Origin of the sequence: Dongshaea marina, from assembly GCF_003072645.1 — a bacterium.
Taxonomy (GTDB): domain Bacteria; phylum Pseudomonadota; class Gammaproteobacteria; order Enterobacterales; family Aeromonadaceae; genus Dongshaea; species Dongshaea marina.
In genome coordinates this window covers 1,501,999-1,527,516 of record NZ_CP028897.1, presented here as the reverse complement: position 1 = coordinate 1,527,516, position 25,518 = coordinate 1,501,999, and the positions used below count along the sequence as shown (strand labels likewise).

Genomic DNA, 25,518 nt, shown 5'->3' with positions numbered 1-25,518 from the left:
CTTCATGGGTAATCACCAGCGTCCGGGGCTATCGATGAAGAGAGCATCGATAACAGCATCACAGAGCTTTCCCCCGCTCCTGACAATCGCACTCCTGTTCATCTTGCTCCCACAACTAAGCCAGGCAAGCCTGGTGCGAATCTGTGATGATAATGCCGAGTGGCCCCCCTACACCTATTACCAAAGAGATGCTGGCAAGATAGACAAAGAGAAGCTCAGCGGGGCAACGGTCGAGCTGATGGAAGAGGTGTTCAAGGAGATCAATCTTGAGTTCAAAATTGATCTCATCCCCTGGAAGCGCTGCCTCAAAGAGGTAGAGAGCTTTGATGTCTCCAAAAAATATGAGGTAGTGATCAACGGCAGTTTCAATCAACAGCGCCATCAATTCTATTATTTCTCCCACCCTCTCTATAAAACCCATTCTGGGATTTTTTACTCCGCCAAGAAATTCTCCGGGCGGGTACCTATCCATAATGTCAGGGATCTCAACCAGTATCGCTTGTTTGGGATCTCAGGCTATAACTACAGCCCCTTTATTGAAGCCGGTGTTACCAGAAAAATTCACACCCCGGTCAAGAATAATAGCCAGGCCTTTAAGCTGCTCGAGCAAAACAGATATGACTTTTTCCTGAGCTCGGTAGAGCCTGTCTACGGCAGCCACGCCATCATGGAGCATCCGATCCCGGACTCAATCAAGAGTGCCCTGGTACCCGGGATCAAGTCCTTCACCTTTTACCTTATGATCTCTAAAACGTCCCCACGCGCCTATGAGCTATCCACCCGGATCAATCACGCCCTGGTCAAACTTAAGGAAAATGGCACCGCAGAAAAGATCTTCAAAAAGTACCTGCCTGGCGGCTCAGGCCTTTAGTCTCATTCAGTCCCCCGCCCTTAACTCTTCACAGACCTGGATCAAAAAAGCTCCGCCGAGTGCGGAGCTTTTGTATTAAAAGCGAAGGTGAATAGAAGAGTTATTTCACAGGTGAAGTCTCAATTCGGGTCACCTCATCCACCTGGGTATCGATATGGGACTCATCCTGAAATACCGCCAGATCCATCTGCTTTTCAGACTTGGCGACCACACAGGTGACCATACAGTCCCCGGTCACATTGACCGCGGTACGGGTCATATCCAGCAGACGATCCACCCCAATGATCAGTGCGATCCCCTCTACCGGCAGACCGACCTGCTGCAATACCATCGCCAGCATGATGAGACCCGCTCCGGGAACCCCTGCGGTTCCAACAGAGGCCAGTGTCGCCGTCAGGATCACCATCAGATAATCCCCGAGATGCAGATCGACCCCATACACGGTGGCGATAAATACGGTCGCCACCCCCTGCATGATGGCGGTTCCATCCATATTCACCGTCGCCCCCAGCGGCACGGTAAAGGAAGCTACCTGGTTTTTGACCCCCATCTTATTCATCACAGTATTTAACGAGACGGGAATGGTGGCCCCGGAAGAGGCGGTCGAGAAGGCAAACATCACCACGTCGCGCATCTTTTTAAGGAAGATCCTTGGGCTCAACCCGGATAGCAGCTTGAGCAAAATCGGGTAGGTTCCAAGTCCTTGCAGCAGCAACACCAGGATCACGGTCGCAAAATAGAGTGCCAGGCTGGAGATCGCCTCAAAGCCGATGCCATAAAAGAGCTTGGCCAGCAGGCAGAACACACCGTAAGGAGCGATATACATCAGCATCATCAAAAGCTTCATTATGACTTTGTTGAGATCATTAAACAGGCTGGAGATCCGCTCGCCAGACTTACCACACAGCGAGATGGCGATACCAAACAGGATGGCAAACAGTATGATCTGCAACATCTTGGCTTCGGTGAACGCCTTAAAGGGGTTGGTGGGAACAATATCAATCAATACATCGGAGAGGGTCGGTGCCTGCTTTACATTAAACACCGCATTGGAGGTCAGGTGAATGCCACTTCCGGGCTGGATCAGCAGCGCCACCATAATCGCCAGGGCTACCGCGATCGCCGTGGTAGTCAGGTAAAAGGCCAGAGTCTTGCCCCCCATCCGTCCCAAACTGCGAGTATCTTTGAGGCTACTGGTACCACATACCAAAGAGACAAACACCAGGGGAACCACCAGCATCTTCAAACTGGCGATGAATATTTTACCACCTATGTTGAACACGCCCTCGGTCAGATAGTTCTCAACATAGAGGTTGTCCGGCCACAGATAGCGCAAGCCGATTCCAACAACAATACCGGCAATCATGCCAAATAGGATCCGCTTGGTCAGGTCGCCCTGCCCCTGTTTTAGCTCCATTATATTGCTCCTTGTTGACCACGGAAGCGACCGAGCAGCCGATCACTTCTCGCCGAAAACAAAAAGGTTTATCACGAAACCGATAGCCTCGACAAATAATTTGTCACATAAATGCAACACAACTGAGTCCTTTTTTCTTCGGAAACTATTGATTATTTATTCACTTATCCCGGGTAATGAAAGCTTAGATATTCAGGAATGGCGGGGGTTGAACAGGGATGCCTATTCACAATGAGCGAGCATTTCAGAGGCTGATTTCAGCGCTTAAAAAAATTTCAGGGGTAGACCAGATCCTAGGGGTTTTTATGGACATTTAGGAACGAGCCGAAGTAAAAGGGGAGCAATCGAGCCTCCCCTTTCGGTTGGGAAAATGCTCTAGCTCGCCGATAAGCGTCGCAGCACATTGGCCAGCAAAATGATCCGTGGCTCAATCGAGTCAAGAATCAGGTACTCCTTATCACTGTGAAACCCTGCGCCCAACGGGCCGAAACCATCCAGGGTCGGGGTACCGATCGCCGCGGTGAAGTTACCATCCGAGCCACCACCGGCATCCTCCCAGCCATAGCTGAGCCCAAGCTTGTCGGCCTCGTCACTCACCAGTGCAATCAAGCTCTGGGTATCTGAGGTCGGACGCATCGAGGGCTTGAATGCCAGGCGATTGACCCTCACCCGGGCTCCTTTCTCGAACGGAGTCTCGGCCATCTTTTGCAGCCGCTGGTGAATCACATCGGCCTCATCGGTATCCCAAAAACGCAGATCGACGATCGCCTTTGCATACTCGGGCACCACATTAACCGCAACGCCCCCCTCAATCACCCCCACATTAAGGGTGGTGCCGGTTTCAAGGTTAACCATCTCTTTGATCGCCAGTGACCACTGCGCCAGTTCATAGATGGCAGAAACCCCTTCGGCCAGTGCACTGCCCGCATGGGAGGCAACCCCGTGAAACTCCAGCTCGTATTTCGCGTTACCCTTGCGCGAACGAATGAGGTTTCCGCAAGCACGGGCGGCCTCACACACCAACACCTGACGGCTCTTACGAGCGATCCCCTCCAGCCAATTTCTGGAATAGACTGAGCCTATCTCCTCGTCACAGTTAAGGGTGATGACGATCGACAAACGCTCGCGCTCGGTCTCGCTCAGGGAGCTAAGAGCATACCAGGCACTCAGGATCCCGGACTTCATATCGCTGACCCCGGGACCATAGGCCTTCTTTGCATCGGTCGTCATCGGCCGGCTGGCAACGGTTCCCTCGGGAAACACAGTGTCCATGTGGCCACACAGCATCACATCATACTCGGTGGCCCCGGGCTTGTTGGTGATCTCAAGACAGGGGCCCGCCTTGTCATCAAACTGGTGGCGGGTGACCGCAAAGCCCAGCTCCTCAAAAAGCGGGGTTAACAGGTTCGCCACCTGGGCGATCCCTTCAGGACTGTGGCTGCCACAGTCGATATTCACCAGTTGTTCTAACTGCTTAAGATAGCGATTGAGCTCAAGACCTTGCTCCATCGGGTGCTCCTTTACCTTATTTAGATGTAAGTTCCCGGGCTGTGCGCTGAGGATGATCAGGATCAGTAGGCCACCCCGGGCCTAAAATGAAAAGGCCCGCAAGCAAGGCGGGCCGGATCTTGGTGATAACTTAGGTTGGGATCATCACCTGGGTTGCGATAATCACCACCAACAAACCTACCAGTACGGGGACCAGGGTTCGTTTCACCACTTCAAAGGGAGAGATCTTGGCCATCCCGGAACAGGCGACCACCACACCGGAAACCGGCGAGATGGTTCGTCCCAGATTCGAGGCCTGTAGCATGGGGATCACCAAGTAAGCTGGGTTAATCCCCATCTTGGCCGCAAGGCTTGGGATCAACTCGACAAAGGCATAGAAAGGCGCGTTGCCGGAGCCGGTCGTGATCGCCGCCAAGGTGGTGATCACCACCAGTAGCAGCATCATGATGATCCCGGCAGAGCCCGCCGAGCTCGCCAGATCCAGCAGATTATTGATAAAGCCCACCGACTTAAGGCCCTGGGCGAATACCCCGGCTGCAACCAGTAGCATCACTACAGTGGCAAAGGCATCAGCCATCCCCCGGTATACCACATCCAGACCATCAAATACCGAGGTGGAGTCGCGGTGGCGAATCAACTCAATAATCGCCGTGATAAAGAGACAGATCACCAAAATGGTAATGATCTGCAGCTTTGGAAAAATGGAGCCGTTAAACAGCAGCACCCCGACAATCGGGAAAAAGGGCAAAACACAGTAAAACTTCGGCGCATTGACCTCCAGCTCACTCACGTCGAGTCGCTCATGGATAATCCCCTCTTTCTTATCCAGATAGCGCTGCCAGAAGAAGTGAGCAATCGCCATGCAGACGATCGCCATGATGGAGATAGGCAGGGTCAGCTTAAAGGCAAAATCGATGAGCTCCATCCCGGAGGATGCCGCTGCCACCACCACATCACCTGAGGTCGGGGAAAGAATAATCGCTGCCGGCGAGGCACAGATCGCTGCCGCCGCTTCCCGGCTGATCCCCATATTAACCATCAGCGGGAACAGGGTTGCCATCAACAACACTCCGAGGCCGGTGGCCGATGACACCGCCAGAGACATCAGGCAGGCAATAAAATAAACCGCAACCATCAGGATATAGGGTGATTTGATATATTTCAGAGGCTTGGAGGCCATCTTAACCACCATATCATTGGCACCGATCTTGGTCATATAGGCCGCAAACCCGCACAGCACCATGATCATCATACCCAGGCCGCCGCCGCGGCTGGATAACAGGAACTTGATGTACTCAAAGATATCCGTTATTCGGCTGCCGGTTGAGGTAACGCTCGCGGGTAACACATCCTTGCCCATCAGCGCGGTAATCGCCAGCAGGACAACACCACCGCTTAACAGCATGCCGGTGGCGGAATATCCTTTAAATATCGCCCTCCCGACCACGGCGATCACCACGACGCCGATCAATAAAACTAACATTAAAACTTCCTTTCAAATGACAGCATGATTCATAAGGCCGAATAAATTACCACAGGGCCTTTAAAAGCGCTCATACAAATCTCTTATCACGGGATTAAGATCACTTAACACAGAGGATTATTAAGCGTATCCATTATTCTTAAATTAAAATGCGAATTATTTTTATTTAGATCTTTAAAAGGTGGGAGGAGATGTATTCGAAATGTCACCCTCCCCATGTTTTATAGTCCTACGGACGAATGATTTGCAGCTTCACCGCATAACCCGAGTCACCGGGCGGGTGAGTGACTTTTCTGCCGAGAAAAGTAACCAAAAGCTCTCTACGCGTGATGTATTTATCATCCCTGATAAATTTCCCCAGCTCGACGATAACCATCCGTGGCCATCCTCCCAGCTCGGCATCCTGCCTCCCGTTTCATTGCTAAAAAGCAATTACTGCGTATTATCGCGATGGCGATCACCGAATAATATGATGTCGATCACCTCAACATCCCGTCTCACAGACTGGGTTATTTTTTACCCTGAGTGATCGGCATCCGTCAACTCTGCGGTGATTTTTCTCATCGATTCTCCGCATAATTCTACACGGATCGCTCCATGAACCAGACGATCCAGGATCGCATCCGCATGGGTTGATTCACCGATCATTGTGTGCCAGTGCTCCAGCGGAAGCTGGCTGCCGATCAGTGTGGCTCCGTGACCATGGCGAGCATCGATTAACTCCAGTAGATCGCTACGCTGAAGCGCATTCAGCGACTCCAGTCCCCAGTCATCGAGGATCAGAAGCGGCGTGTTTCTCAACTGAACCATCAGCTTTCGATAGCTGCCATCAGCCTGAGCCAGCTGCAGTTGCTCCAGCAGCTCTTTAAACCGGAAGTAGCGAACCCCGAGTCCCTGCAGACAGAAGTGATGGCCCAGGGCGCAGGCCAGATAGGTTTTCCCGCACCCGGTCGCCCCGGTCAGGATCAGAGTCTGCCCCAGGCTAAGCCAGTATCCCTCTGCCAGTGAGCGGATCTGGGCTCTATGCAAGCCGCGATCACTTCGATAATCCAGTTGCTCCAGATTTGCCTGCAGCCGGAATCGGGCCTGCTTGATAAGGCGCTCGATCCGCCGCTGAGACCGATCCGTCAGCTCCTGCTCCAGCAGCAGGCTGAGTCGCTCTTCGAACCCGAGTTCCTGGTAGTGCCCGGGTTGCTGATGTTGCCTTTCCAGGGCATCCCGGATACCACTTAGTTTCAGCTCCCGAAGTTGCTGTTTGAGTTGTTCTGTCATCTTTGATCCTTAGTGATAGTAGCCTGAGCCACGGATATTGAGGTGAGTGAGCTCCGCCAGACGATCCGGCTGAGTTTCGGGCAGTGGCTGGCCATCCAGCCCCTTTTCCAGGATGGAGCGGATCCCTTTCTGATAGTAAACGCCCGTTCGGTCTGCTCGCTGGCAGGCCGCTTCTAAGCGGGGGCGTCCATATCGCTTTTCCAGGTTGAGGATCCCAAGGCTGGCCCGATATCCAAGCTCCGGGTGGGACTTTCGGTAGAGCAGCTGTTTGATCACCGCAAGCGTGGAGGGGCCTATCTCCTGAGCCCAGTTCAGAAAGCGTCCCGGGGTCCATTGCATCTGCTTTTGGTGTGCGACCGGCATATGATCGGGGTGGGTGGTTTGCCCTCCCTGCTGATAGCTGCGTGGATGTGTCGCGACACAGCGACCACCATGATAGATCCGTACCAGGTTGTCGCAGATATGCGCTTCAAGCTTGCGTTTGAGCAGGGTATAGGGAACCGAGTAGTAGTGCTTGTCGAGCTCGATGTGATAGTCGATATGAACCCGAACCGCCTTCACCCGGGTGAACTGATAGGGGTTTTGAGGCAGCGATTTGAGCACCGGTTTGTCTAGCAATTCAAACTGTGATTTACGGCTTCCCGGCAGCTTCTTGAACGGGCGATTGTTCAACTCGGTGAGCAGAGCCCCGATCCGCTGGTTTAGCTGAGCCAGACTGAAGAAGGTCTCATGGCGCAGTTTTGCCAGGATCCAGCGCTCAACGATCTGCACGCCCACCTCAGCCTTGGCTTTATCTTTGGGCTTGTAAGGACGGGCAGGAAGCACTGCAACACCATAGTGTGCAGCCAGCTGCTGATAGGTAGGATTGAGATCTGGCTCGTAGCGACACGCTCTACTGACTCCGCTTTTGAGATTATCCGGAACGATCATCTCTGGTACTCCCCCAGAAATTCGAAGGCCCGTTTATGGCTCATCACCCAGTCTTCCAGCCCCTGACTCAAGGTTGCATCGGCGTAGGTGTAGCTGGATGCACCCATCACAGCGACAAAGATCTGAGCCCGACGCTCCTCCCCAGTCCTCGGATCCACGATGGGCACGGTTGGACCGCAGTAATCAACAAACAGTTTTTCACCGGCTTTATGGCTCTGACGCATTGAGGGAGACTGGCATTTACGCCACTCACGATAACGCATGCAGTAATGGTTATAGCTGTAGTGGTTCTTGGGATGTCGCTCAGCATACTCCTCCCACAGGAGTTGTAGCGTCATCCCTTTGCGTCTGAGCTCCTGATGGGCCACGGCCCAATCCGGCAGAGGAGGTGTCTGACGAACCGTGATCCGGGTCTCAAGGAACTCACGGCGCAGCCGCTCTTCATCCCACTCAGCAGGCAGAGGCCATTGGCATAGCCCCATCTGTTGGGCCCTTTTGCAGTAATTGGACACAGTCGACGGAGACACAGACAGGCTGCTTGCGATCTGGCGGTGACTCAGGCCGCCTTGGTACTTGAGTCTGAGGATCTCTTTGAGTTTTCGCATGGTGATATGCACCGTTGGCATGGCTGGCTCTCCGCTCGAGGTCAAACAGAGAGCATAGCCGGTTAAAAAAACACCTGCGAAACGGGAGTTGAAATGAATAACATTTCGGTCGGGACTGCATAATATTCATGCCGATCACCCAATAATATAAAACTCAAAAGTGATCGCCATCGATATTATTGAGCGATCGCGATCGATATTATTCAGTGATCGCTATCGATCTTATTGGGTGATCGCGATGGACCAAAAAACGCACAATTACACCCTATCTCGCGTTACGTTGTTCTGGGAGCAACTTCACCCTTCCGCAGAGCTACGCCTCTCGGCATCTTTCCTCGAAGAGATAAGCTCTTAATAATTACATTAGACTCAAGCTATAGCAGTCATCGATTTGTCGCCTTAGCTAATAAAAGGTTTGAATTTAGAAAAGATTTCAATACAGACAAGGAGTAACTGAAAAGCAGGAGGGCTATAGCCCTCCTGCTAAACTTTTTATTCTGCTTGGTGTGTATCTTTACTCTTCAAAGCAGACAGAGTCTTTAAAATTTTTACAGTCGAATTTATACAGGTCGTGAAGATCCTCTGTGTAAGTTGCTTCTTTGGCTATCGCCGGAGGTAGCGTCAGTCCCCATTTTTTAAGCTGAGTGCGACTGAAGATATACTCTCCTTCGTTGTAATATACATTCTTGATTTTCTCGGGAGGAATATGGTCATCAAGGATCTTTTTGACTATCACAGCAGCAGCCTTACCGTGATTAATTCCTGAGATGACCCACCCGCCGGTTGACAGCCCAGGGCCAATTGAGTCTTCATAAAAGTTGAAGAATGGAACGGGGGAGTGTTTAGCCATCCAGCGAATCACTCCAGGCTCTGGCTCTACATATTTGCCATCTTTGTCATGCAAGATGTAGCGAGAGTCAAATAGAATTGCGTCATATCCATCTTTTTTGGCAGATAAAACAGCTTTCTGCCATGCTTCCCAGGTTGTGGCAACCTTGAGTACAGCCGTAGCCTTGCCCATCTTGATCGACTCTTTACCCGCAAAGGCTTTACCCAGGTTGGTAACTACAGCGGTTCCCTTAACTGGAGAGTCATTGAGTACCAATATTTTTTGGGTACCAGCAGGTAAGATTTTTGCGATATTTTTCATGGCCCGAATATAGATAGGTCTTTCCAGAACACCGGTGAAATTGGTTGGCAAATTCTGGCCGATAAGTTTACGTGGGTTATTATTGATCCCCAGATACACCACAGGAACAGTATTTGCAAAACGCATCGCCATCACTTTAAGTGCAACATCATCTCCCAAAATAACCAGCTTTGGATTTTTACTCTCATAAAGCTTCCAGGCTTCATCGGCATGCTGTTTGAGTTGCTCAGGGCTGCTGCGCATCGCATCAAGGTCGATACGGATCAGGTTGTATTTATCCCCTAATTGATCCTCAAGTCCCTTCTCCCATAAGCGATCCCAGAGAATATCGTGCCAGCTGTGGATCACCAGGATGTTTGGCTTTTCTGCAGCCTGAAGAGCCGGAGTAAACAGTGTGCTCAGGGCTAGGAGCAGAAAACTGAGAAATAGTTTTCTATGCAGCAATCTATAAATCATCATATTTTATTCTCCAATAAATCATGATGTGAATTTGTCATTCACAAGTATCCATCTCGTGATCTTGGTTATTCATCGAAACAGAGCGACTCCTTATAATTGTCACAGTTAAACCGGTACAGCTGATGTAGATCCTCTGTATAAGTTGCTTCCTTAGCGATATCCGGTGGCAGTGTCAGTCCCCATCGCTTGAGCTGGGTTCGACTAAATATATACTCACCTTCGTTGTAATAGATGGGTTTTATTTTTTCAGGTGGGATGTGCTCATCCAGGATTTTTTTAACCATCTTAGCAGCGGCGACTCCAAGGTTGATCCCCGAAAGTACCCAGCCCCCGGTTGATAACCCTGGACCAATTGAGTCCTCATAGAAGTTGAAGATTGGAACCGGTGAGTGTTTTGCCATCCAGCGGATCACCCCGGGCTCGGGCTCCACATAACGGCCTGTTTTGTCACGAAGCAGATAACGTGAATCAAAAAAGATCGCCTGATAGCCATTTGACTTGGAATCTAAAACCGCCTGTTGCCAAGTTTCCCAGGTTGGTGCGATTTTCAGATCGATTCGGATATCTCCAATTTTGACACTGTTTGTATCCTTAAAGACCTTGGTTAGATCGGTGACTATATTATCTGAGCTAAATGCTGACTCGTGGAGAAACAGTACCTTTTGGGTCCCTGGAGGTAAGACTCTCACAAGAAGGTGCAGGGCACGCAGATAGATGGGTCTTTCCATCACTCCGGTGATATTGCTGGGCAGGTTATCATTGACCAGGGTCCGTGGGTTGTGGTTGATCCCAAGATAGACAACCGGAACCTGATACGCAAAGCGCACTCCCATCTCCTTGAGCGCAGCATCATCCCCCAGAATAACCAGTTTGGGCTTACTGCTCTTATATAGCTCCCAGGCTTGTTCGGCGTGTTGCTTAAGCTGCTCAGGGGAGCTTCGCATCGCATCAAGGTCAAAACGGATCAGCTTGTACCTGTCTCCCAGTTGGTCCTCAAGTCCTTTCTCCCACAGACGATCCCAGAGAATATCGTGCCAGCTGTGAATCACCAAAATGGCCGGTTTTTCACTGGCTGTAAGAGTCGGAGAGCAAATAAAGCTCATAAAGAGCAGTAGAAGATAATGGAAATGTTTAGGCTTCGTTATCGGGCCGATAAGCATATCTATATCCTCTGCTCCGGTGGATGGGGTTCGGGATCCGCGCAGGGTTTCAGAGAGGGGATGAAAAGAATCAGATGGAAGCCATCTGCACACTGTAAGTCTAACTCGACCCGTCCTTTTAATTTATGAGTGACCTGGTTATACAGGATACTCATGCCTAAGCCGGAACTTCCCTGACCCCGAGCTGTGGTATAGAAGGGCTCGAACACCCGCTCTGCATCAGATGGATTCAACCCACGCCCATTGTCATGATAATCCAGAACGAGCTCATTATGCTCAGATAGGGTTGCCTTAATTGTTATTTCCGGTGAGCGGCCCCCCCAATCTACATCGTTAAAACCATGCTGAATACTGTTGGAAACCAAGTTAGTGATTATCTGTGCCAGAGAGCCTGGACATGAGTGGATGTTAATTCTCTGCTCACACTCAAAATGGAGGGCTATCGGCTCCGGATACTGCTTTATGAGAGGAGAGACACTCACCATGATATCTTGCAGATAATTGTGGACATTGAAAATACATTCAATCTCGGATGACTCATCAACTGAGATACGCTTGAAGCTTTGGATCAGCTGTGCTGCCCGTGAGAGATTAAGCGTTAGCATCTTAGAAGCTTCCTGGCTGGTGTTGATAATTTTATCCAGCTGAGATCGCTTGATGTTATTGGAATGAATGTGCTCCTCAAGCTCCTCGATGCTTTCGGACAATAGGGTATTGGCAGAAACACTGATCCCCAAGGGGGTATTGATCTCGTGAGCAACGCCAGCAGTTAACTGACCCAGTGCTGCCATTTTTTCGTTTTCAACCAGCTGCTTCTGAGTTTTTTTCAGACTTTTTAGTGAGTCATTCAGCTCTTTGGTTCTTTCCTCGACAAGCTTCTCCAGTTTCTTGTTCCACTCGCGTACTTCCATCTCGGCTCTGTTTTTCTCCTCCATAGTTTGTGACAGCCTGCTCTGCATCTTCTGAATTCCCATCACCAGGATATCTAAGGCATCTCTTCTTCCTTTATGGGAGCGGTTGATGTCCAGTGGCAGACAGAAATCATCGAGCCGGACTCTGAACGCCCAGTCTGATAATTTTTTAAGATAACGGATCACCATCCAATCGATTAGAAGCAGGATGCATAGAGACATAAAAAACGTTTTGACGGTTTGAGTAATGATAATTAACCTCAGATCTGCATAAGCGCTTCCTTTTCAAGCCGAGACATTCGGATGCTCGGCTTCTTTTCCTGGAAGGTATATGCAATGAGGCCAGCAAGGAGATTCACCATAAAGCTGACGCAGCTACGATGCCGTGAGTGTTCTATCTGAGAGATGTTCTTCAGCTGATCAAAGACGGTTTCAATGATGAAGCGTTTGCGAAGCATCAGCTTATCCCATAGCCGCATCAACTTTGGTTTCATATTCTTCCTGATGCTGGTAATTAATGTGACCCCTTGGTCTGCCAGCTCTTCTGCAAGTGGTCCTGAAATATAGCCTTTATCTCCATAGAGTGAACCCCAGAGCTGCTCGCACATTTCAGGAAGAGGAGTTCTGTCATCAACATTGGCTGGGGTTAATTTGACCGAGATAACACCACCTTGATCATTGATGATAAGGTGCAATTTAAATCCATAAAACCACCCCATGGTTCCTTTGCCACGCTTGGCAGCACCTTGAAATACTTGATGTCGAGGGATGCGAAGGTTATGGCAAACCTGAAGTTTTGTTGAGTCGACGAATGCAATCCCAGTAGGTTTTGCTTGTCTGTGGGTGAAATAGGAGCACAAAGGGACAAGGGTCGTTTGCATCAATTTCAACATCCGGGTGTAACTCACCAGGCCGGGGAACTCGCTTTTCCAGTACTTACATACGAACTGAAGATAATAGGATTTAAAGTCTCGGAATCCCAAGCGATGGAATGCGATGACGATGGTCATCACTTCACTGACAGCCAGGCGAGAGGGTCTGTTCCGCTGCTTCACACCTAAGGAGATCTGCTGTTTTTGCCAAGCGGGTAGAAAGACCTGACAGAAATCATCGACATCAACGAAAATAGCTTCTAAATTGATCATGCCCAAGCTCCTTGGCGATTGATGGTTCTGGACAAACGATCAGATCGCAGCTTGGGCTTTTAGTTCCCCTCTTATGCGCAGCTCAGGTTAATTATGACCAGCTTGGATAGTAGCTGCTTATAGATCCCTGTCAGGCTGGCGGTGATGTTGAGCTGCCCAATCTTGACCTGTTGGCCATCTTTTTTGGTATGGATAATAGGGTAGTGCCGATGGATGGCATTGATAACTGCAGATGTTCCCAGCTCCAGGAAAAGGTGATTATAGCTGTCGCGGATCTCAATATATTCGATATTGGGTTGAGTGATCACTCCCCCGAGTATACTTTTGAGGACCTTACCATCCATATTCCACATCGCTACATTAATAGAGGGGAGTGTAACGACTGAGACCTCATTGAGTGAGTGATCCAGTACACTTCGTGACTCACGGTAATCGGTATAAAGCTGTGCCACAGTAGCCAAAAAAGCGAAAAAAAAGCTCAGAGCCAGAATCCATACCAGCAGCTTTTGTGACAGGGGATCTTTATGTCTGAATAGCCTGAGGATCATCGTTTATCCTCCGCAGACATCACCTTGCTACCACTCTTATGGTGGAGTGCGTACCACATACGAACTTCCCTGTTCTTCAGATTGAGTTATATATCTCTACTTAAACATAGCAGGGCTGTACTGAATAAGGGCTCGATGCCCGAGAACTGTCTTTTGCCCGCCGCCACTCGGCAGCGACATCTGTGCCAAAGGCACAAACAAGCAGTCCCAGGGCAGACACTCCAGCTCTACTATCAGCAGTAACCAACCATAAAAAATCCAAATCGTAGAACGGGTTTTATTGTTCCCCGTGAGCGAGCATTGGGTGAAAACGCGGAAGTTATTTTTGTTTCTTCTCGAGGCAGGATGCCGAGCCACGCAGGTCGATGGTTGAACCCATCGTGCGGAGTGAGCTTTTGATTACTTTTGGCGGCACAAAAGTAATGTGCTGCCGGCACACCGGCAAATACTGCGTAGCAGTAATAGTCTATCCGCAGGATAAAAATGAAGAGAATTCAGCGAGATCCGGGGCACTGGAGGATTGTTAAGGAGGGAGGCGTTCTCTCCTTAACCCGCAATCCGCGGCCGGACGCCTGTGCCAAAGGCACAAACAAGCAGTCCCAGGGCAGACTCTCCAGCTCTACTACCAGAAATAACCAACCATAAAAAAGCCAAATCGTAGAACGGGTTTATTGTTCCCCGTGATCGAGCATTGGGTGAAAACGCGGAAGTTATTTTTGTTTCTTCTCGAGGCAGGATGCCAAGCCACGCAGGTCGATGGTTGGACCCATCGTTCGGAGTGAGCTTTTGATTACTTTTGGCGGAACAAAAGTAATGTGCTGCCGGCACCCCGGCAAATACTGCGTAGCAGTAATAGTCTATCCGCAGAATAAAAATGAAGAGAATTCAGCGAGATCCGGGGCGCAGGAGGATTGTTAAGGAGGGAGGCGCGCTCTCCTTAACCCGCAGCCGATCGGCAGCGGCATCTGTGCCAAAGGCACAAGCGAGCAGCTCGCCATCACTCCTTGACCTTCCAGCCGGTGGAAGGATTAAGCTGAAATGACTCCATGCACAAAATTAGCTGGAGTACCTGGTCTGAACATGGATTAACAAGGAGCTTGGTATGAAGCAAATATTTATCGGTACGCTGTTGTTCGTCTGGTCATTTGCAACCTTGGCATCTCAAACGGTCGATGTGTATAAAGACCCGACCTGAGGCTGTTGTCGTGGGTGGTCTACCTACATGAAAGAGAACGGATTTAAAGTGACTGAGCACGATCTCTCATACAAAGCGCTCAACCAGATGCTGAGCCAGATGAAAGTCCCCCGGAAGCTTAGTTCCTGCCACACTGCCATCGTTGATGGTTATATCGTAGAGGGGCATGTCCCGGTGCAATTTATCAAGAAATTACTCAGGGACAAGCCAGATATCGCTGGCATCGCGGTGCCCGGAATGCCAGCGGGGAGCCCTGGAATGGGAGGAGCTCCTGCAACACCTGCGGTCTGGAGTTTCACCAAACAGGGGGAGATCAAGGCTTTCAAAGAGTAGCGACAGGATCTTAGGGGTACGAGAAGGTGGGGCTCAGGGAGGATTGAAACCTGAGCCCCGACGTGAGCTTACATCATAAAAACTCACACTTTTAATCTTAGCAGCAAATCCAAGTCATGGAACCAATTGGCAACTTCCACAGCGTATCCCATGCCTCGATAATACAGAGCATCTATTTCTGATAGCAAGAGCCAAGCACCTGGATGCCCCTTCTAAGGTAATGATAAAAGACAGAGAAGAAAACATTAGAATATAATATCAAAAAAACTCCATCTTATTGATTGAACAAAAGAAAACTCACTCATGCAATTAATTAAATACTACAAGGCTATTTTTGAAAATATAGCGGGACTTTTTATAAGAAATAATCTAACATCCCTTCTCACAATAAAAATAAATACCATTTAATATACAATGTGAGCATTCAGGGAGTAAACATGAAGAGAATCATACTTTTCTTAATAGCTATTTTTATATTTTCAACGGCTCATGCAGATAAATATACAATCTATTGCAAGTCATTTTCAGATAGTCACCATGGCCAGTGTCAATTTAATGATGGGAATCCTGATAACTCAATCAACCTTATTACCCTATATGTCAAAATGATCTGCAATGGTGATGTAACCACTAGTCCAAAAGCTCATCAGTGGTGGGTTGACCCTGCTGTTGGCTCAACTCAAGTTTCTGTGGGGGGCCCGAATGACCCTAGCGGAGACGGTGGTTGTGGTAAGGCTGGCATAAATAATATTCATTTTGAATTATGGCAAAATGATGGAAAAGTCATGAAAACTAGTAAGGTATATGTACCGGGAAACCCTGAATATGTATATGGAAGCCATGCCTATATCTCTAACTGGAGTGAACCCAAGAAAAGAAGTTGCTGGCATATCGATGGTAATACTGGCTGTGCAAAAGTAGATTCCTACTGGAAATAGATCTAAAAGTTAAAACTAACCAAGCCCTAAAGATAAGTTGCTTCTCCTATTACGCTAAACGAATAAAAAACCAGCGAGAAGCCAACTGTATCACTGAAGATAGCCCCTAATCTTTCATGCCAAATTTCGGCACAGATAGAAGATGGGGCAATGAAACCCCATTTCTAAGATCTCAGAACTTATTTCTCTTGGTACCTGGCATAACTTTGCTGCGCCATCTCATCAAGCTGCTTGAGCTCCTGCCTGTCACAGAACTGTCGCCAGATCCGCTGTTGCCGGGCATAAAACTCCGCAGCCGACTTATGCTTGCGGTAGTTAGCATGTAACTCCGCCTGGGCACTGTGATGGGCGATCTCTTTCTCCCCGACCACCCCATGCTGATGGTCAATCGCCTGCTGCAGCCGCTCACGAAACAGCTGGTTATTATTCAGGGTCAGGGTGTTACAGCGCCCGGGTCTGAGGGCATATTCCTGATGATACTCCTGAAGCTGTACCAGGGTCCCCCTGGCCTGCTCCAGCTGCGCCCGCGCCGCCACTTCGCTCTGGCGCGCCTGGTCGAATTTCAGTTGTTGCAGCTGGGCCCATTGCCGAAGAGTTTGAAGCTTGCGTTTCAAGCCCCGGCCCCATCACACAACTGTTGCAGCCGATCCATCTGCTCACGGGTCTGGTCCATGCTGGAGCTTTCACTCACGCCCTGGCGCAGAAAGCTGGCAATCGGCTGCTGCATCTTCACAGCACGATCCAGCTCGGGATCCGCTCCCGGCTGGTATCCTCCCATGCCAATCAGATCGGCGGCCTGGCGATAGCGCGAATAGAGCCGCTTGTAGGTATGAACCTGCTCAAGCTGCTGTGCACTCACCAGATTAGGCATGACCCGGCTGATCGACTGCTCGAGATCGATGGCGGGATAGTGACCGGACTCTGCCAGTGCCCGGCTGAGCACCACATGGCCATCAAGGATCGCCCGGGCCGAATCGGCGATGGGATCCTGCTGATCGTCACCCTCGGCTAAAACCGTATAGAAAGCGGTGATCGAACCGCTTTCATCGATACCATTTCCGGCACGCTCAACCAAACGGGGTAACATGCTAAACACCGATGGCGGGTATCCTTTGGTTGCAGGAGGCTCACCAATCGCCAGCGCTATCTCGCGCTGAGCCATCGAATAACGGGTCAGGGAGTCCATCAGTAAGAGCACATCCTGCCCCCTGTCCCGATAATACTCCGCCACCCTGTGAGTGAGATCGGCGGCACGCAGCCGCATCACGGGGGAATCATCTGCCGGGGCGGCGATCACGACAGAGTTTGCCAATCCCTCCTCTCCCAGTGAGCGCTCGATAAACTCCCGGACCTCCCGTCCCCGTTCACCGATCAATCCCACCACTGTGATATCGGCCCTGGTATTACGGGTGAGCATCCCTAGTAGCACACTCTTACCCACACCCGAGCCTGCAAACATGCCGATCCGCTGCCCCTTGCCGACACTGAGCATGCCATCGATGACCCGCACCCCAACCTCCAGCGGCTGCTCTATGGGACGACGCAGCATAGGGTTAATTGGGTCCGTATGCAGGCTAACCTGCTCCCCCGTCCCCAGAGCTCCCTTACCATCGATGGGCTCCCCCAGTCCATTGATCACCCTTCCGAGCATCTGCGGACACAGGGTTACCCTGCCATCTCCCGGTCTGGGAAGGACCCGGTCTCCGGGACGAACTCCCTGGGCCCGAACCAGTGGCATCAGGTAAAAGGTTTGGCCGCTAAAGCCCACCACCTCAGCCTCGATGCGGCTCCCATCCTGACGCTCTATCCAGCAACTATGACCGACAGCAAGATCGCAGCCAACCGCCTCCAGGGCAAGTCCTACAGCCCGGGTCAGACGCCCGTAGAGACGGGCCTGTGGAATATCGCAAAGCTCCCGGGAGGCAAGTTGCAAGCGAGCCGATAGCTCATGCTCACTCATTGGCAGCCCTCATCACCACCTCCCGAACCCGGCTCATACACTCTTCGATACGTCGCTCCAACCGGGCATCTCCCTCGGCATGACGGGTTTGGACGATGCAGCCCCCGGGTTCAATCGAAGTATCTTCACAGAGCTGCCACCCCTCCACCTCCCGGGGATAACTCTGTTGCAGCAGCAACAGATCCTGAGGGTTCATCTGTATCCTTACCCCCTGATGTGGCTGTGGGAGCTGCTCCAGGGTCTGGTGGATGAGAGACAGGATCTGCTCGGGCTGCTCGGTCAACTCCCTTCCCAGGATCTGCCTCACCACCCTCTCTATCAACTCGCACAACTGAGCTTCATGCTGATGCTGGCGGGCTTGCTGAAGATGTCTGAGTTGATCCTGCAGGAGCTGTACGCTCTCAAGGAGGCTGCTCAGCTGCTGACGCCCGCATTCAACTCCCTGGCGTGCCCCCTGCTCATGACCCTGTTCAAATCCCCGGGATTCACCCTTTTCAAACCCCTCCTGATAGCCGCGCTGACGCGCTTCCTCAGCCCCCTGCATGAGCCCCTGCTGATAGCCCTCCTCAAAGCCTGAGACTTCGCTGGCTGGCGACTCCCGAAGCTCATCAGGAGCCTCAGACAAAGGAGACTCAACCGTTTCCGGAAAGGCAAAGGGGCGACAGGAATGCTGACAGCCCGAGATAATGACCGTGTCTTTTTTCATCTTTCCCCCGGCTAGAGCATCACTTCCTGATAGAGATCGAGCTCGATCTCACCGCTATCAGCCAGCTGGCGTAAAGTGCTCAAAACCTCACGCTGAGCACTCTCGACCACACTGCGTCGGGTCGCCCCCTGGATCTCCAGGGCCTCAGCGAGATATTGCGCAGCCCGATTCGGCAGGCTGCGATAGAGTCTTTTCAGCTGCTCATCATCGGCTCCCTTGAGGGCCTTAACCATCAGGTCCTGTGGCACCTCATCCAGCAGTCGCCTCAGGGTTACATCACTTTGATTGAGGAGCAGCTCAAAGGTCAGCATGGCATCTGCCAGCTGCTCTGCCAGTTCACCATTGGCAACACGCAATTGCTCCAGAACCGAGTGACTGCGCTCTGAGTCCATCCTGCCCAATAGGGCTGCCGCCTTATCCAGGCCATTGAGAGGGTAGGCCTGAGAGCTATCCAGCCCATCGACAAACAGCTCCAGCACCCGCTCCAGCTCCTGGAGGGTTTGAGGCTGGAGCTCCTTAAGATTCGCCAGACGATACAAGAGATCTTCGTGAGAATGTTCCGGAAGCAGTGACAGAACCTGCTGCCCCTTCTCTTCGGTGAGGCTTGCCAGCACCACAGCCTGCAACTGGGGTGCTCAGGTTCTAATAAACGCACCAGAGTGCCAGACTCAATCCAGTTCAATCGCATCAAACTCTGGGCGATATCCCCCTGGTACAGACTGCTCATCACATGCTCTGCCAGTGGCTCTCCCAGTGCCAGCCCAAGAGATTTTTGCAGATAACTGCGCGTCTGCAGGCTAACCCCGCTCTGCTCCTGATAGTCCAGGTAAAACTGCTCGACCGCCTCATTGACTCGCTCCTGGGAGATCCCATCAGCCCGCGCCATGGCGGCACTGAGCTGGTGAAGCTCCTCCTGCTCCAGGTGTTTGAACACCTCGGCCGTACACTCCTCCCCGAGGCTGAGCAGCAACACAGCCGCACCGTCAACACCCGGTGTAAGCTGGGGGCTTGGGTGATCCGCAGATCCTGTATCTGATTTACTTCATTGGCCATTTTCTTTCATCCACTGCCGGATCACCTGAGCCGCCCGCGCTGGATCATCTTCCGCCAGCCCCTTAAGTTGTCTTAACCTGCCATCCAAGCTGTTATCCAAAGGAGCAAGTTCACTAAACCTCGGCCCCTGGCTCGCCACAGTCTGAGCCGAGGCTCCATAACTGTCCATCGTTGAATCTCCCGGACGGGCCGGATCGACGCCTGCCGGTAACGCTTGCTCCATGACGCGGCGCTGTCCCAACATGGCCCGTGCCAGTGGCCCTCCCAGGATCACCAGCAACACCAGGGCCAGTAAGCCTGCGATCCCATACTTGAGGTAGTAGATCAGCATGGGATCCTGCCACCAACGACTATGATCCTGAAACGCCAGGGGTGCCTGGTGCTGAAATGGCAAAGCCTCAATAGTCAGGGCATCTCCCCGCTTGGGATCCAGTCCCACCGAGCTTGATACCAGCTGCCTGAGCTTTTTCAGATCCTTTGCATCAACCGCACGCTTCTCCTTAGGGTTCGCCGGGCTCCCCAAAGCCTGAGAGTTAACCAGGACCGCCACCGACAAACGGCTCACCTCACCGGGTTCACGGCTCAGCTTACTCACCGTCCTCCCCAGAGCATATTGACGCTTGGTCTGGGTGTGCCGATTCCCTCCCGTGTTATCCGACTGCTTGCTGGTTCGTGCCGGGCGATTGCTCAAAGAGCCCGGCACCCCGATCGCCCGCGCTCCATCAACGCTCTGATCCAGCTCGATATATTCACTGCTGATCTCTTTTTTATTGGGTTCATACTGTTCAGACATCTGCTCCAGAGCATCAAAGTTAACACTGGCATCAACCTGAACCTGAAAATTATTTGCGCCTAACACCGGACGTAAGATCTGGCTAATTTGTTCGATGTAGCGCTGCTGCAAAGAGGCGACATAACCAAGTTTACTGTTTGCCTGACCCATCACCTGTCCGGAATGATTGAGACCGGCACTGAGCACATGGCCAAACTGATCCTCAACAGATACATTTTGCGCCTTGAGATCCGGCACGGCGCCGGAAACCAGATTAATGATCGCCTCGACCTGCTCCGGATTTAGGCTCTCGCCGCCCTTTAACTCCACCAGTACTGCAGCCTTGGGATGACCATCCGCACGACCAACAAACTGATTCTCTCTTGGGATCCCAAGGTGGACAATGGCGTAGGAGACCGGCTGCAATGACATGATGGAGCGTGCCAGCTCCCCCTCAAGGGCGTGCCGATAGCGGATCCCCTCCACAAACTGAGTCGCCCCTATCTCCTGGGACTTATTGAGGATCTCCAGTCCCTGGGGCATTTTTGCTTTTACACCCGCTGCTGCCAGTTTGATCCGGGCACGGGCAAGCATCGAGCTGTCCACCAATACCCGACCGGTTTGCGGATCGATCCGATAGCCAATCCCGGTTTTATCCAGAACACTGAGGATCTGGCTTTCACTCACCGGCTGGTGTGCTCCATACAGGGGAACATAACTAACACTCTGGCTCCATAACCAGATCACCAGTAACAGAGCAACCAGGGCCGATGTCAGGATCATGATCCCCAACTGCACCCTTGCCTGCCTGAGCCAATCCAATGGCACTCCCCTGAGCTTTCCCTCTCCCGATAGAAGCTGCTGTACCAATCTCTTTGCCATAGGATCCTCTAAACAGGCATCTGCATCACTTCGTTATAGGCGCTTACCGCTTTGTTGCGCACCTGGATCAGCGCCATGAAGGATAGGCTTGCCTTCTGCGAAGCCAGCATGGCTCCCATCAAGTCATGACTCTGCCCCAAATCAACAGCATTCATCTTCTGCTCTGCAGACTGTTGCTGAGAGTCGATCTGCTGGATCGCCTGCTGCATCACACCACTAAATGAGGGAGTTCCGGCCACGGGCCGGGACGAATCCAGGGGAGAATTAAGCTCAAGCTGCAGGCTTTGAAGCTGGGAGCGCAAAGGATCAAATGACAGATTGGAATCACTCATAGAGAGCTCCTTGAATCAGTGAAACAATAGTTCATGAACATCTCTCCCTCAGGAAAGAGCTGGTACAGCGATGAGATCATTGATGTCGATCCCCTGCTGTTTCATCTTGGCCAACTTATAGCGCAGCGCCCGGGTGGTAACCCCGAGCTCTGCTGCGGCCTTGGTTCTGTGTCCATCAAAACGTCTCAGGACATCAATGACATGTTGAAACTCAAGGGATACCCGTGCAGAGGAAAGTGGCGGGCTTGCAGATTCAGAGATCTCTGGTCTCTGGGGTAACCGGGTAAGCCCAATCTGCGCATCAAAGCTCTCCGGGATATCTCCTGAGGAAGGATCAATGGGAAGCATCAGATCCTCAGCCTCAATCACCTCGCCATCACAGAGAATTAAGCTTCGTTGGATCACATTCTCCAGCTCCCGCACATTGCCGGGCCAACCATGAGCTGTCAGCAACCGACGAGCACTGCTGGTCAGACGAACGCTCGCCGTGATCCCCATCTGGCGGGCGTATCGTTCAATAAAAAACTCAGCCAGGGGGCCAATATCGGCACGCCGCTCTCGCAGCGGCTCCCAGGTCAGAGGGAATACATCGAGCCGGTAGTAGAGATCTTCACGAAACTCGCCCAAAGCAACTTTTCTCTTCAGATCCTGATTGGTCGCGGCGATCAATCGAATATCCAGCGCCATGGCGCGGCGCCCGCCCAAACGCTCGACCTCTCGCTCCTGAAGGACCCGCAACAGCTTAGCCTGTAATCCCAGGGGGAGCTCCGCAATCTCATCCAGAAAAAGTGTTCCCCCCTGAGCCTGCTCGAACTTACCGGCCCGGGCACTCAATGCCCCGGTGTAAGCGCCTTTTTCATGGCCAAACAACAAAGACTCAAGCATGCTTTCAGGAATTGCCGCGCAATTGATCGCGACAAAAGGGGCAGTGCTTCGCCCAGAGCTTTGGTGGATATACCGTGCCAAAACCTCTTTTCCCGAGCCACTCTCGGCACAAATCAGCACGGTCGCCTGAGTTCTGGCTACCCGTTGGGCCAACTGAAGTACCCGTCTGCTCTGCCAGGCATGAGCAATCACACTGTCAGCACACGGCTCCCGGGTAAACTGGCGATTCACTTGCTCAATAAATAGATCTTTACTCATCGGACAAAGCAGAAAATCTTCAGCTCCAAGATGCATCGCCTGAGCTGCCAATCCGACATCTGAGAAATGGATCAACACCAGAAAACGCGCCCCCGGAAAGCGCTGACGCAGAGTGGCAAACTGCCGGGCACAATCGGAGTCCATTCCCGATAAAGAGCACAGGACCAGGGCCGGAGAAAACGCGTCATCCGCCTCGATGCAGGAGAAGCTGCGCTCCCACAGGCAATCATATCCCGCCTGTTTCAGGGCCTCTCTATATGAGCGCCCCTGCCCCTGATGGGGCTCAATCAGTAAAAGCTGTTTACCCTGTGCAAAGGCCATCTTTACCCCACCGGTTTCTTGACAAGTCGCACCACCACCCGACGGTTACTCTCTGAGCCCCTCACAGAGTCGATGCTATCGCGCTCACCATGGGCTCTGACCTGCAACAACCCTGGCTTAACACCGGCCAGCAACAGCTCCTCCTCCACATGTTCGGCCCGGACCCGGGACAGTTGCAGATTCGCCAGCCTCTGCCCCGTAGCATCCGCATAACCGTCCACCAAAACCGCTACGATCCCGGGATCAGCGGTCACATAGCGCCCTATCACTCCAAGCTTTTTTTTCTGCTCAGGCGAAAGACCACTCATCGCCGATCGAAAATAAAGTGTTGAGCTCTGTAACTGAGAATATCCCTCAGGCAACAATCGGGTCAGGCAGCGAGAGAACTTCTGTGCTGAAGGAAGGAAATGGATCGGGCTCAGAATAAGACTCAGAGACTCATCTTCCTGAGGAAGTCGAATTTTGTACCAGCTTCCAAGAGCCATCCCTTTTAAAAGTGATTCGGCTCCCTGCTCAATTCGAATTAGCTTCCCCGGTGCGGTTTTAATCGTCGAGTAGCCAATCTCCGGAAATAATCGTTTAGGGTTCCATGGTGCGGATATTTTAGACACAAATATTTGACTCGGCTTGTTTAGATAACCCGAGCTAATATCCAACGATAGCGGATCACCAGCTTTTCGCTGAAATGAGATCTCACCCAAGTTTGGATAGTTCATCGACAAGAAGCAGGAAAATACCGAACCCTGATAATCCCACTGCACCTCATCCATTGAAATATTGAACTGGCCGCCATAGCAAAGCTGAGAGGCAAATAAAAGTAGCAAGACAGAGAGTTTTTTTATCATTGGCTCATAGCTATTCAATGAGTTCACAATCAGTATCCTCTGCTACCAGGTTATGAACCTTTCAAAAATCAAAGTCAGGCATGACTAAACTTCTCATCATGATCGCTAATGATAATCAATATTAATGATAGGTATTTAGCCACAAACCAGATATCACACAACAGGGGCCAACGCCCTATTTAGCAGCGCAGAACCAGCCATCCTTGTACAATATTCGTTCGAATCCTTCAGGTGAAAGGGAAAGGTATCAGTCACGACAAAAAATATCAATAGCATCAGGGATAAATCAACTTCAAAGGCCTTATACTCCCTTGATATTCGTGCCATAGAGCAAGCCGAACACAGAAAAGAGAGTACAACAGGAGTATTTTATTGTTAATTTTATACAACAGCTCACAAAAATCATCTCCCCGTTGAAACGTGAATATCCATGATGACTCCATCTACTCCCCCCTTTACCTGCGACAACTCTTCGTTTATTATGATGCGCCTTAACAGGCACCCGCTTAGTTCAAACTCTCTTGCCATTAAAATATCAGCTCCACGCAAGAGCTCTCATGAATGGCTGAATAGAGAAATGTTTGCTGCCGATGAAACTTCGAGCCGCATCAAAAAATGTGGCTAAATGTTTATCTATCATGCGCTTAATAGGCCCTTAAAGCCTATTTCGGCTATGAAAATAACCATTACTTTATGGCTGTTTAATCGACTATACAGGAAATAATAAGTGTGACCTCGAGAATAGCTTACGCAAAGCTCCTCCGTCAGGCAGATAAGCAGTTTCGGACTCTGGATCTATGTAACCCCGGGGAGAAGTACCCTCAGGGTTTCGCAGATATTGAAAAACTTAGCGTAAAACTATCACTTAAAGCTCAAACGATCTTTTATAACCTTTTTAAGAAAGAGATCAAGATCTTTCATGAAGCTCTGCCCTGTGATTCTTTATTTATATCGGAAAAAGATTACTTTTTTCGAATATTTTGTGATCCCGTTCATAAATCATTCGGTGGTATCGCGATCTCCAATCAATCGCTGCAGGAGTTGGCTGAAATATTTTTTGGAGGCGCAGGGCTAACTCAGCAAACCAAGCGGGAGATGAGCCAAACCGAAATTCGTCTGGCGCAGCGAATCTTCAGCCAACTACTCAATGCCATCGAGTCACTTAGCCCCCCATGGTCTGACCGGAAGTTGCTCCTGACCGATGAGAATAGCCTCCATCCGGGCTACTACTATCAGAGTCGGCTACAGATAGAGATGGAAGGATGCAGCAGCTCAATAATCCTGTATTGGCCTGCAAGCCTGCTAGAGCCGTCCCCACTCCCTCAAAGCGATCATTCAATTCAGCAACAGCACTCTGAGCAGCTACAGCAGATCCCATTTCGCTTAACCTCTGTGCTACTGCAAAAAAAACTGAATCTGTCGGAGCTTTCCAATCTGAAAGAGGGCGATCTGATTGTCACCGATGCTCCCGGACAGGTCGATGTTTACTGCCACCAAACCCCCCTGTTTAAAGCCAGGGTCGTCACAGATGCAGGTCGTCAGGCGCTGCAGGTTACCGAAACACTCAATGATGGATAA

General features: G+C 51.1%; 22 protein-coding genes and 2 pseudogenes. 4 read left to right on the top strand and 20 right to left on the bottom strand.

Annotated elements, in window-relative coordinates:
- The first annotated feature begins 4 nt into the window (after nt 1-4).
- Entirely contained in the window at nt 5-871 is an 867-nt protein-coding gene (locus DB847_RS07490; protein ID WP_108650115.1) for a substrate-binding periplasmic protein, read from the top strand.
- A gap of 100 nt (nt 872-971) precedes the next feature.
- On the opposite strand, the gene DB847_RS07485 is transcribed toward DB847_RS07490, so the two are convergent.
- From DB847_RS07485 to DB847_RS07440, 11 genes and pseudogenes are all read right to left on the bottom strand, one after another.
- Nucleotides 972-2,288: a dicarboxylate/amino acid:cation symporter gene (locus tag DB847_RS07485; RefSeq protein ID WP_108650114.1), complete on the bottom strand. Its 1,317-nt coding sequence runs from the start codon at nt 2,286-2,288 to the stop codon at nt 972-974.
- A gap of 375 nt (nt 2,289-2,663) precedes the next feature.
- The gene (locus DB847_RS07480; RefSeq protein WP_108650113.1) at nt 2,664-3,797 is read right to left on the bottom strand and encodes a M20 family metallopeptidase; all 1,134 of its coding nucleotides are present in this window, start codon (nt 3,795-3,797) and stop codon (nt 2,664-2,666) included.
- Between the two features lie 130 nt (nt 3,798-3,927).
- Nucleotides 3,928-5,280 carry an anaerobic C4-dicarboxylate transporter DcuC gene (gene dcuC / locus DB847_RS07475; protein ID WP_108650112.1) on the bottom strand — a complete coding sequence of 451 codons (1,353 nt, stop codon included), beginning with the start codon at nt 5,278-5,280 and terminating at the stop codon, nt 3,928-3,930.
- A 229-nt stretch (nt 5,281-5,509) separates the two neighbouring features.
- A complete protein-coding gene (locus tag DB847_RS24290) occupies nt 5,510-5,656 on the bottom strand; it encodes a hypothetical protein (RefSeq protein WP_159084450.1) in 147 nt (48 codons plus the stop codon).
- A 140-nt stretch (nt 5,657-5,796) separates the two neighbouring features.
- Nucleotides 5,797-6,552 carry an IS21-like element helper ATPase IstB gene (gene istB, locus DB847_RS07470; RefSeq protein ID WP_108649424.1) on the bottom strand — a complete coding sequence of 252 codons (756 nt, stop codon included), beginning with the start codon at nt 6,550-6,552 and terminating at the stop codon, nt 5,797-5,799.
- A gap of 9 nt (nt 6,553-6,561) precedes the next feature.
- Nucleotides 6,562-8,108: pseudogene (istA, locus tag DB847_RS07465) on the bottom strand (IS21 family transposase).
- Nucleotides 8,109-8,601: 493 nt separating this feature from the next.
- The gene (locus tag DB847_RS07460) at nt 8,602-9,696 is read right to left on the bottom strand and encodes an ABC transporter substrate-binding protein (RefSeq protein ID WP_108650111.1); all 1,095 of its coding nucleotides are present in this window, start codon (nt 9,694-9,696) and stop codon (nt 8,602-8,604) included.
- Nucleotides 9,697-9,761: 65 nt separating this feature from the next.
- Nucleotides 9,762-10,745, bottom strand: a complete 984-nt coding sequence (locus DB847_RS07455) for an ABC transporter substrate-binding protein (RefSeq protein WP_159084449.1) — start codon at nt 10,743-10,745, stop codon at nt 9,762-9,764.
- A 113-nt stretch (nt 10,746-10,858) separates the two neighbouring features.
- On the bottom strand, nt 10,859-11,989 hold the full coding sequence (locus DB847_RS07450) for a sensor histidine kinase (RefSeq protein WP_108650109.1): 1,131 nt from the start codon (nt 11,987-11,989) through the stop codon (nt 10,859-10,861).
- 38 nt (nt 11,990-12,027) lie between these two features.
- Complete coding sequence (locus tag DB847_RS07445; RefSeq protein WP_108649402.1) at nt 12,028-12,912, bottom strand: IS982 family transposase; 885 nt, start codon at nt 12,910-12,912, stop codon at nt 12,028-12,030.
- A gap of 71 nt (nt 12,913-12,983) precedes the next feature.
- Nucleotides 12,984-13,460: a hypothetical protein gene (locus DB847_RS07440; RefSeq protein WP_108650108.1), complete on the bottom strand. Its 477-nt coding sequence runs from the start codon at nt 13,458-13,460 to the stop codon at nt 12,984-12,986.
- A 1,222-nt stretch (nt 13,461-14,682) separates the two neighbouring features.
- On the opposite strand from DB847_RS07440, the gene DB847_RS07435 reads away from it, so the two are divergent.
- On the top strand, nt 14,683-14,988 hold the full coding sequence (locus tag DB847_RS07435) for a DUF411 domain-containing protein (RefSeq protein ID WP_108650107.1): 306 nt from the start codon (nt 14,683-14,685) through the stop codon (nt 14,986-14,988).
- A gap of 437 nt (nt 14,989-15,425) precedes the next feature.
- Nucleotides 15,426-15,926 carry a hypothetical protein gene (locus tag DB847_RS07430; protein WP_108650106.1) on the top strand — a complete coding sequence of 167 codons (501 nt, stop codon included), beginning with the start codon at nt 15,426-15,428 and terminating at the stop codon, nt 15,924-15,926.
- A 179-nt stretch (nt 15,927-16,105) separates the two neighbouring features.
- On the opposite strand, the gene DB847_RS07425 is transcribed toward DB847_RS07430, so the two are convergent.
- From DB847_RS07425 to DB847_RS07385, 9 genes and pseudogenes are all read right to left on the bottom strand, one after another.
- On the bottom strand, nt 16,106-16,540 hold the full coding sequence (locus tag DB847_RS07425; RefSeq protein ID WP_108650105.1) for a flagellar FliJ family protein: 435 nt from the start codon (nt 16,538-16,540) through the stop codon (nt 16,106-16,108).
- Nucleotides 16,537-17,886 (bottom strand): flagellar protein export ATPase FliI, encoded by a 1,350-nt coding sequence (gene fliI / locus DB847_RS07420; RefSeq protein ID WP_108650104.1) that lies wholly within the window; start codon nt 17,884-17,886, stop codon nt 16,537-16,539. Before fliI ends, DB847_RS07425 begins: the two co-directional genes overlap by 4 nt.
- Nucleotides 17,879-18,592, bottom strand: coding sequence for a FliH/SctL family protein (locus DB847_RS07415; RefSeq protein WP_108650103.1), 714 nt, complete (start codon nt 18,590-18,592; stop codon nt 17,879-17,881). The genes fliI and DB847_RS07415 overlap by 8 nt, the downstream gene beginning before the upstream one ends.
- Nucleotides 18,593-18,603: 11 nt before the next feature.
- Nucleotides 18,604-19,209, bottom strand: coding sequence for a FliG C-terminal domain-containing protein (locus DB847_RS25475; RefSeq protein ID WP_234418602.1), 606 nt, complete (start codon nt 19,207-19,209; stop codon nt 18,604-18,606).
- A gap of 149 nt (nt 19,210-19,358) precedes the next feature.
- Nucleotides 19,359-19,526, bottom strand: a pseudogene (locus DB847_RS26580) (hypothetical protein); the annotation flags it as partial.
- A gap of 108 nt (nt 19,527-19,634) precedes the next feature.
- Nucleotides 19,635-21,299: a flagellar basal-body MS-ring/collar protein FliF gene (gene fliF, locus DB847_RS07400; protein ID WP_108650101.1), complete on the bottom strand. Its 1,665-nt coding sequence runs from the start codon at nt 21,297-21,299 to the stop codon at nt 19,635-19,637.
- A gap of 8 nt (nt 21,300-21,307) precedes the next feature.
- Nucleotides 21,308-21,631 carry a flagellar hook-basal body complex protein FliE gene (fliE, locus tag DB847_RS07395; protein WP_108650100.1) on the bottom strand — a complete coding sequence of 108 codons (324 nt, stop codon included), beginning with the start codon at nt 21,629-21,631 and terminating at the stop codon, nt 21,308-21,310.
- Between the two features lie 48 nt (nt 21,632-21,679).
- Nucleotides 21,680-23,095 (bottom strand): sigma-54-dependent transcriptional regulator, encoded by a 1,416-nt coding sequence (locus DB847_RS07390; protein ID WP_108650099.1) that lies wholly within the window; start codon nt 23,093-23,095, stop codon nt 21,680-21,682.
- 2 nt (nt 23,096-23,097) lie between these two features.
- Nucleotides 23,098-23,967: a MotY family protein gene (locus tag DB847_RS07385; RefSeq protein ID WP_108650098.1), complete on the bottom strand. Its 870-nt coding sequence runs from the start codon at nt 23,965-23,967 to the stop codon at nt 23,098-23,100.
- A gap of 702 nt (nt 23,968-24,669) precedes the next feature.
- Here DB847_RS07385 and DB847_RS07380 point away from each other — a divergent pair.
- On the top strand, nt 24,670-25,518 hold the full coding sequence (locus DB847_RS07380; RefSeq protein WP_108650097.1) for a FliM/FliN family flagellar motor switch protein: 849 nt from the start codon (nt 24,670-24,672) through the stop codon (nt 25,516-25,518).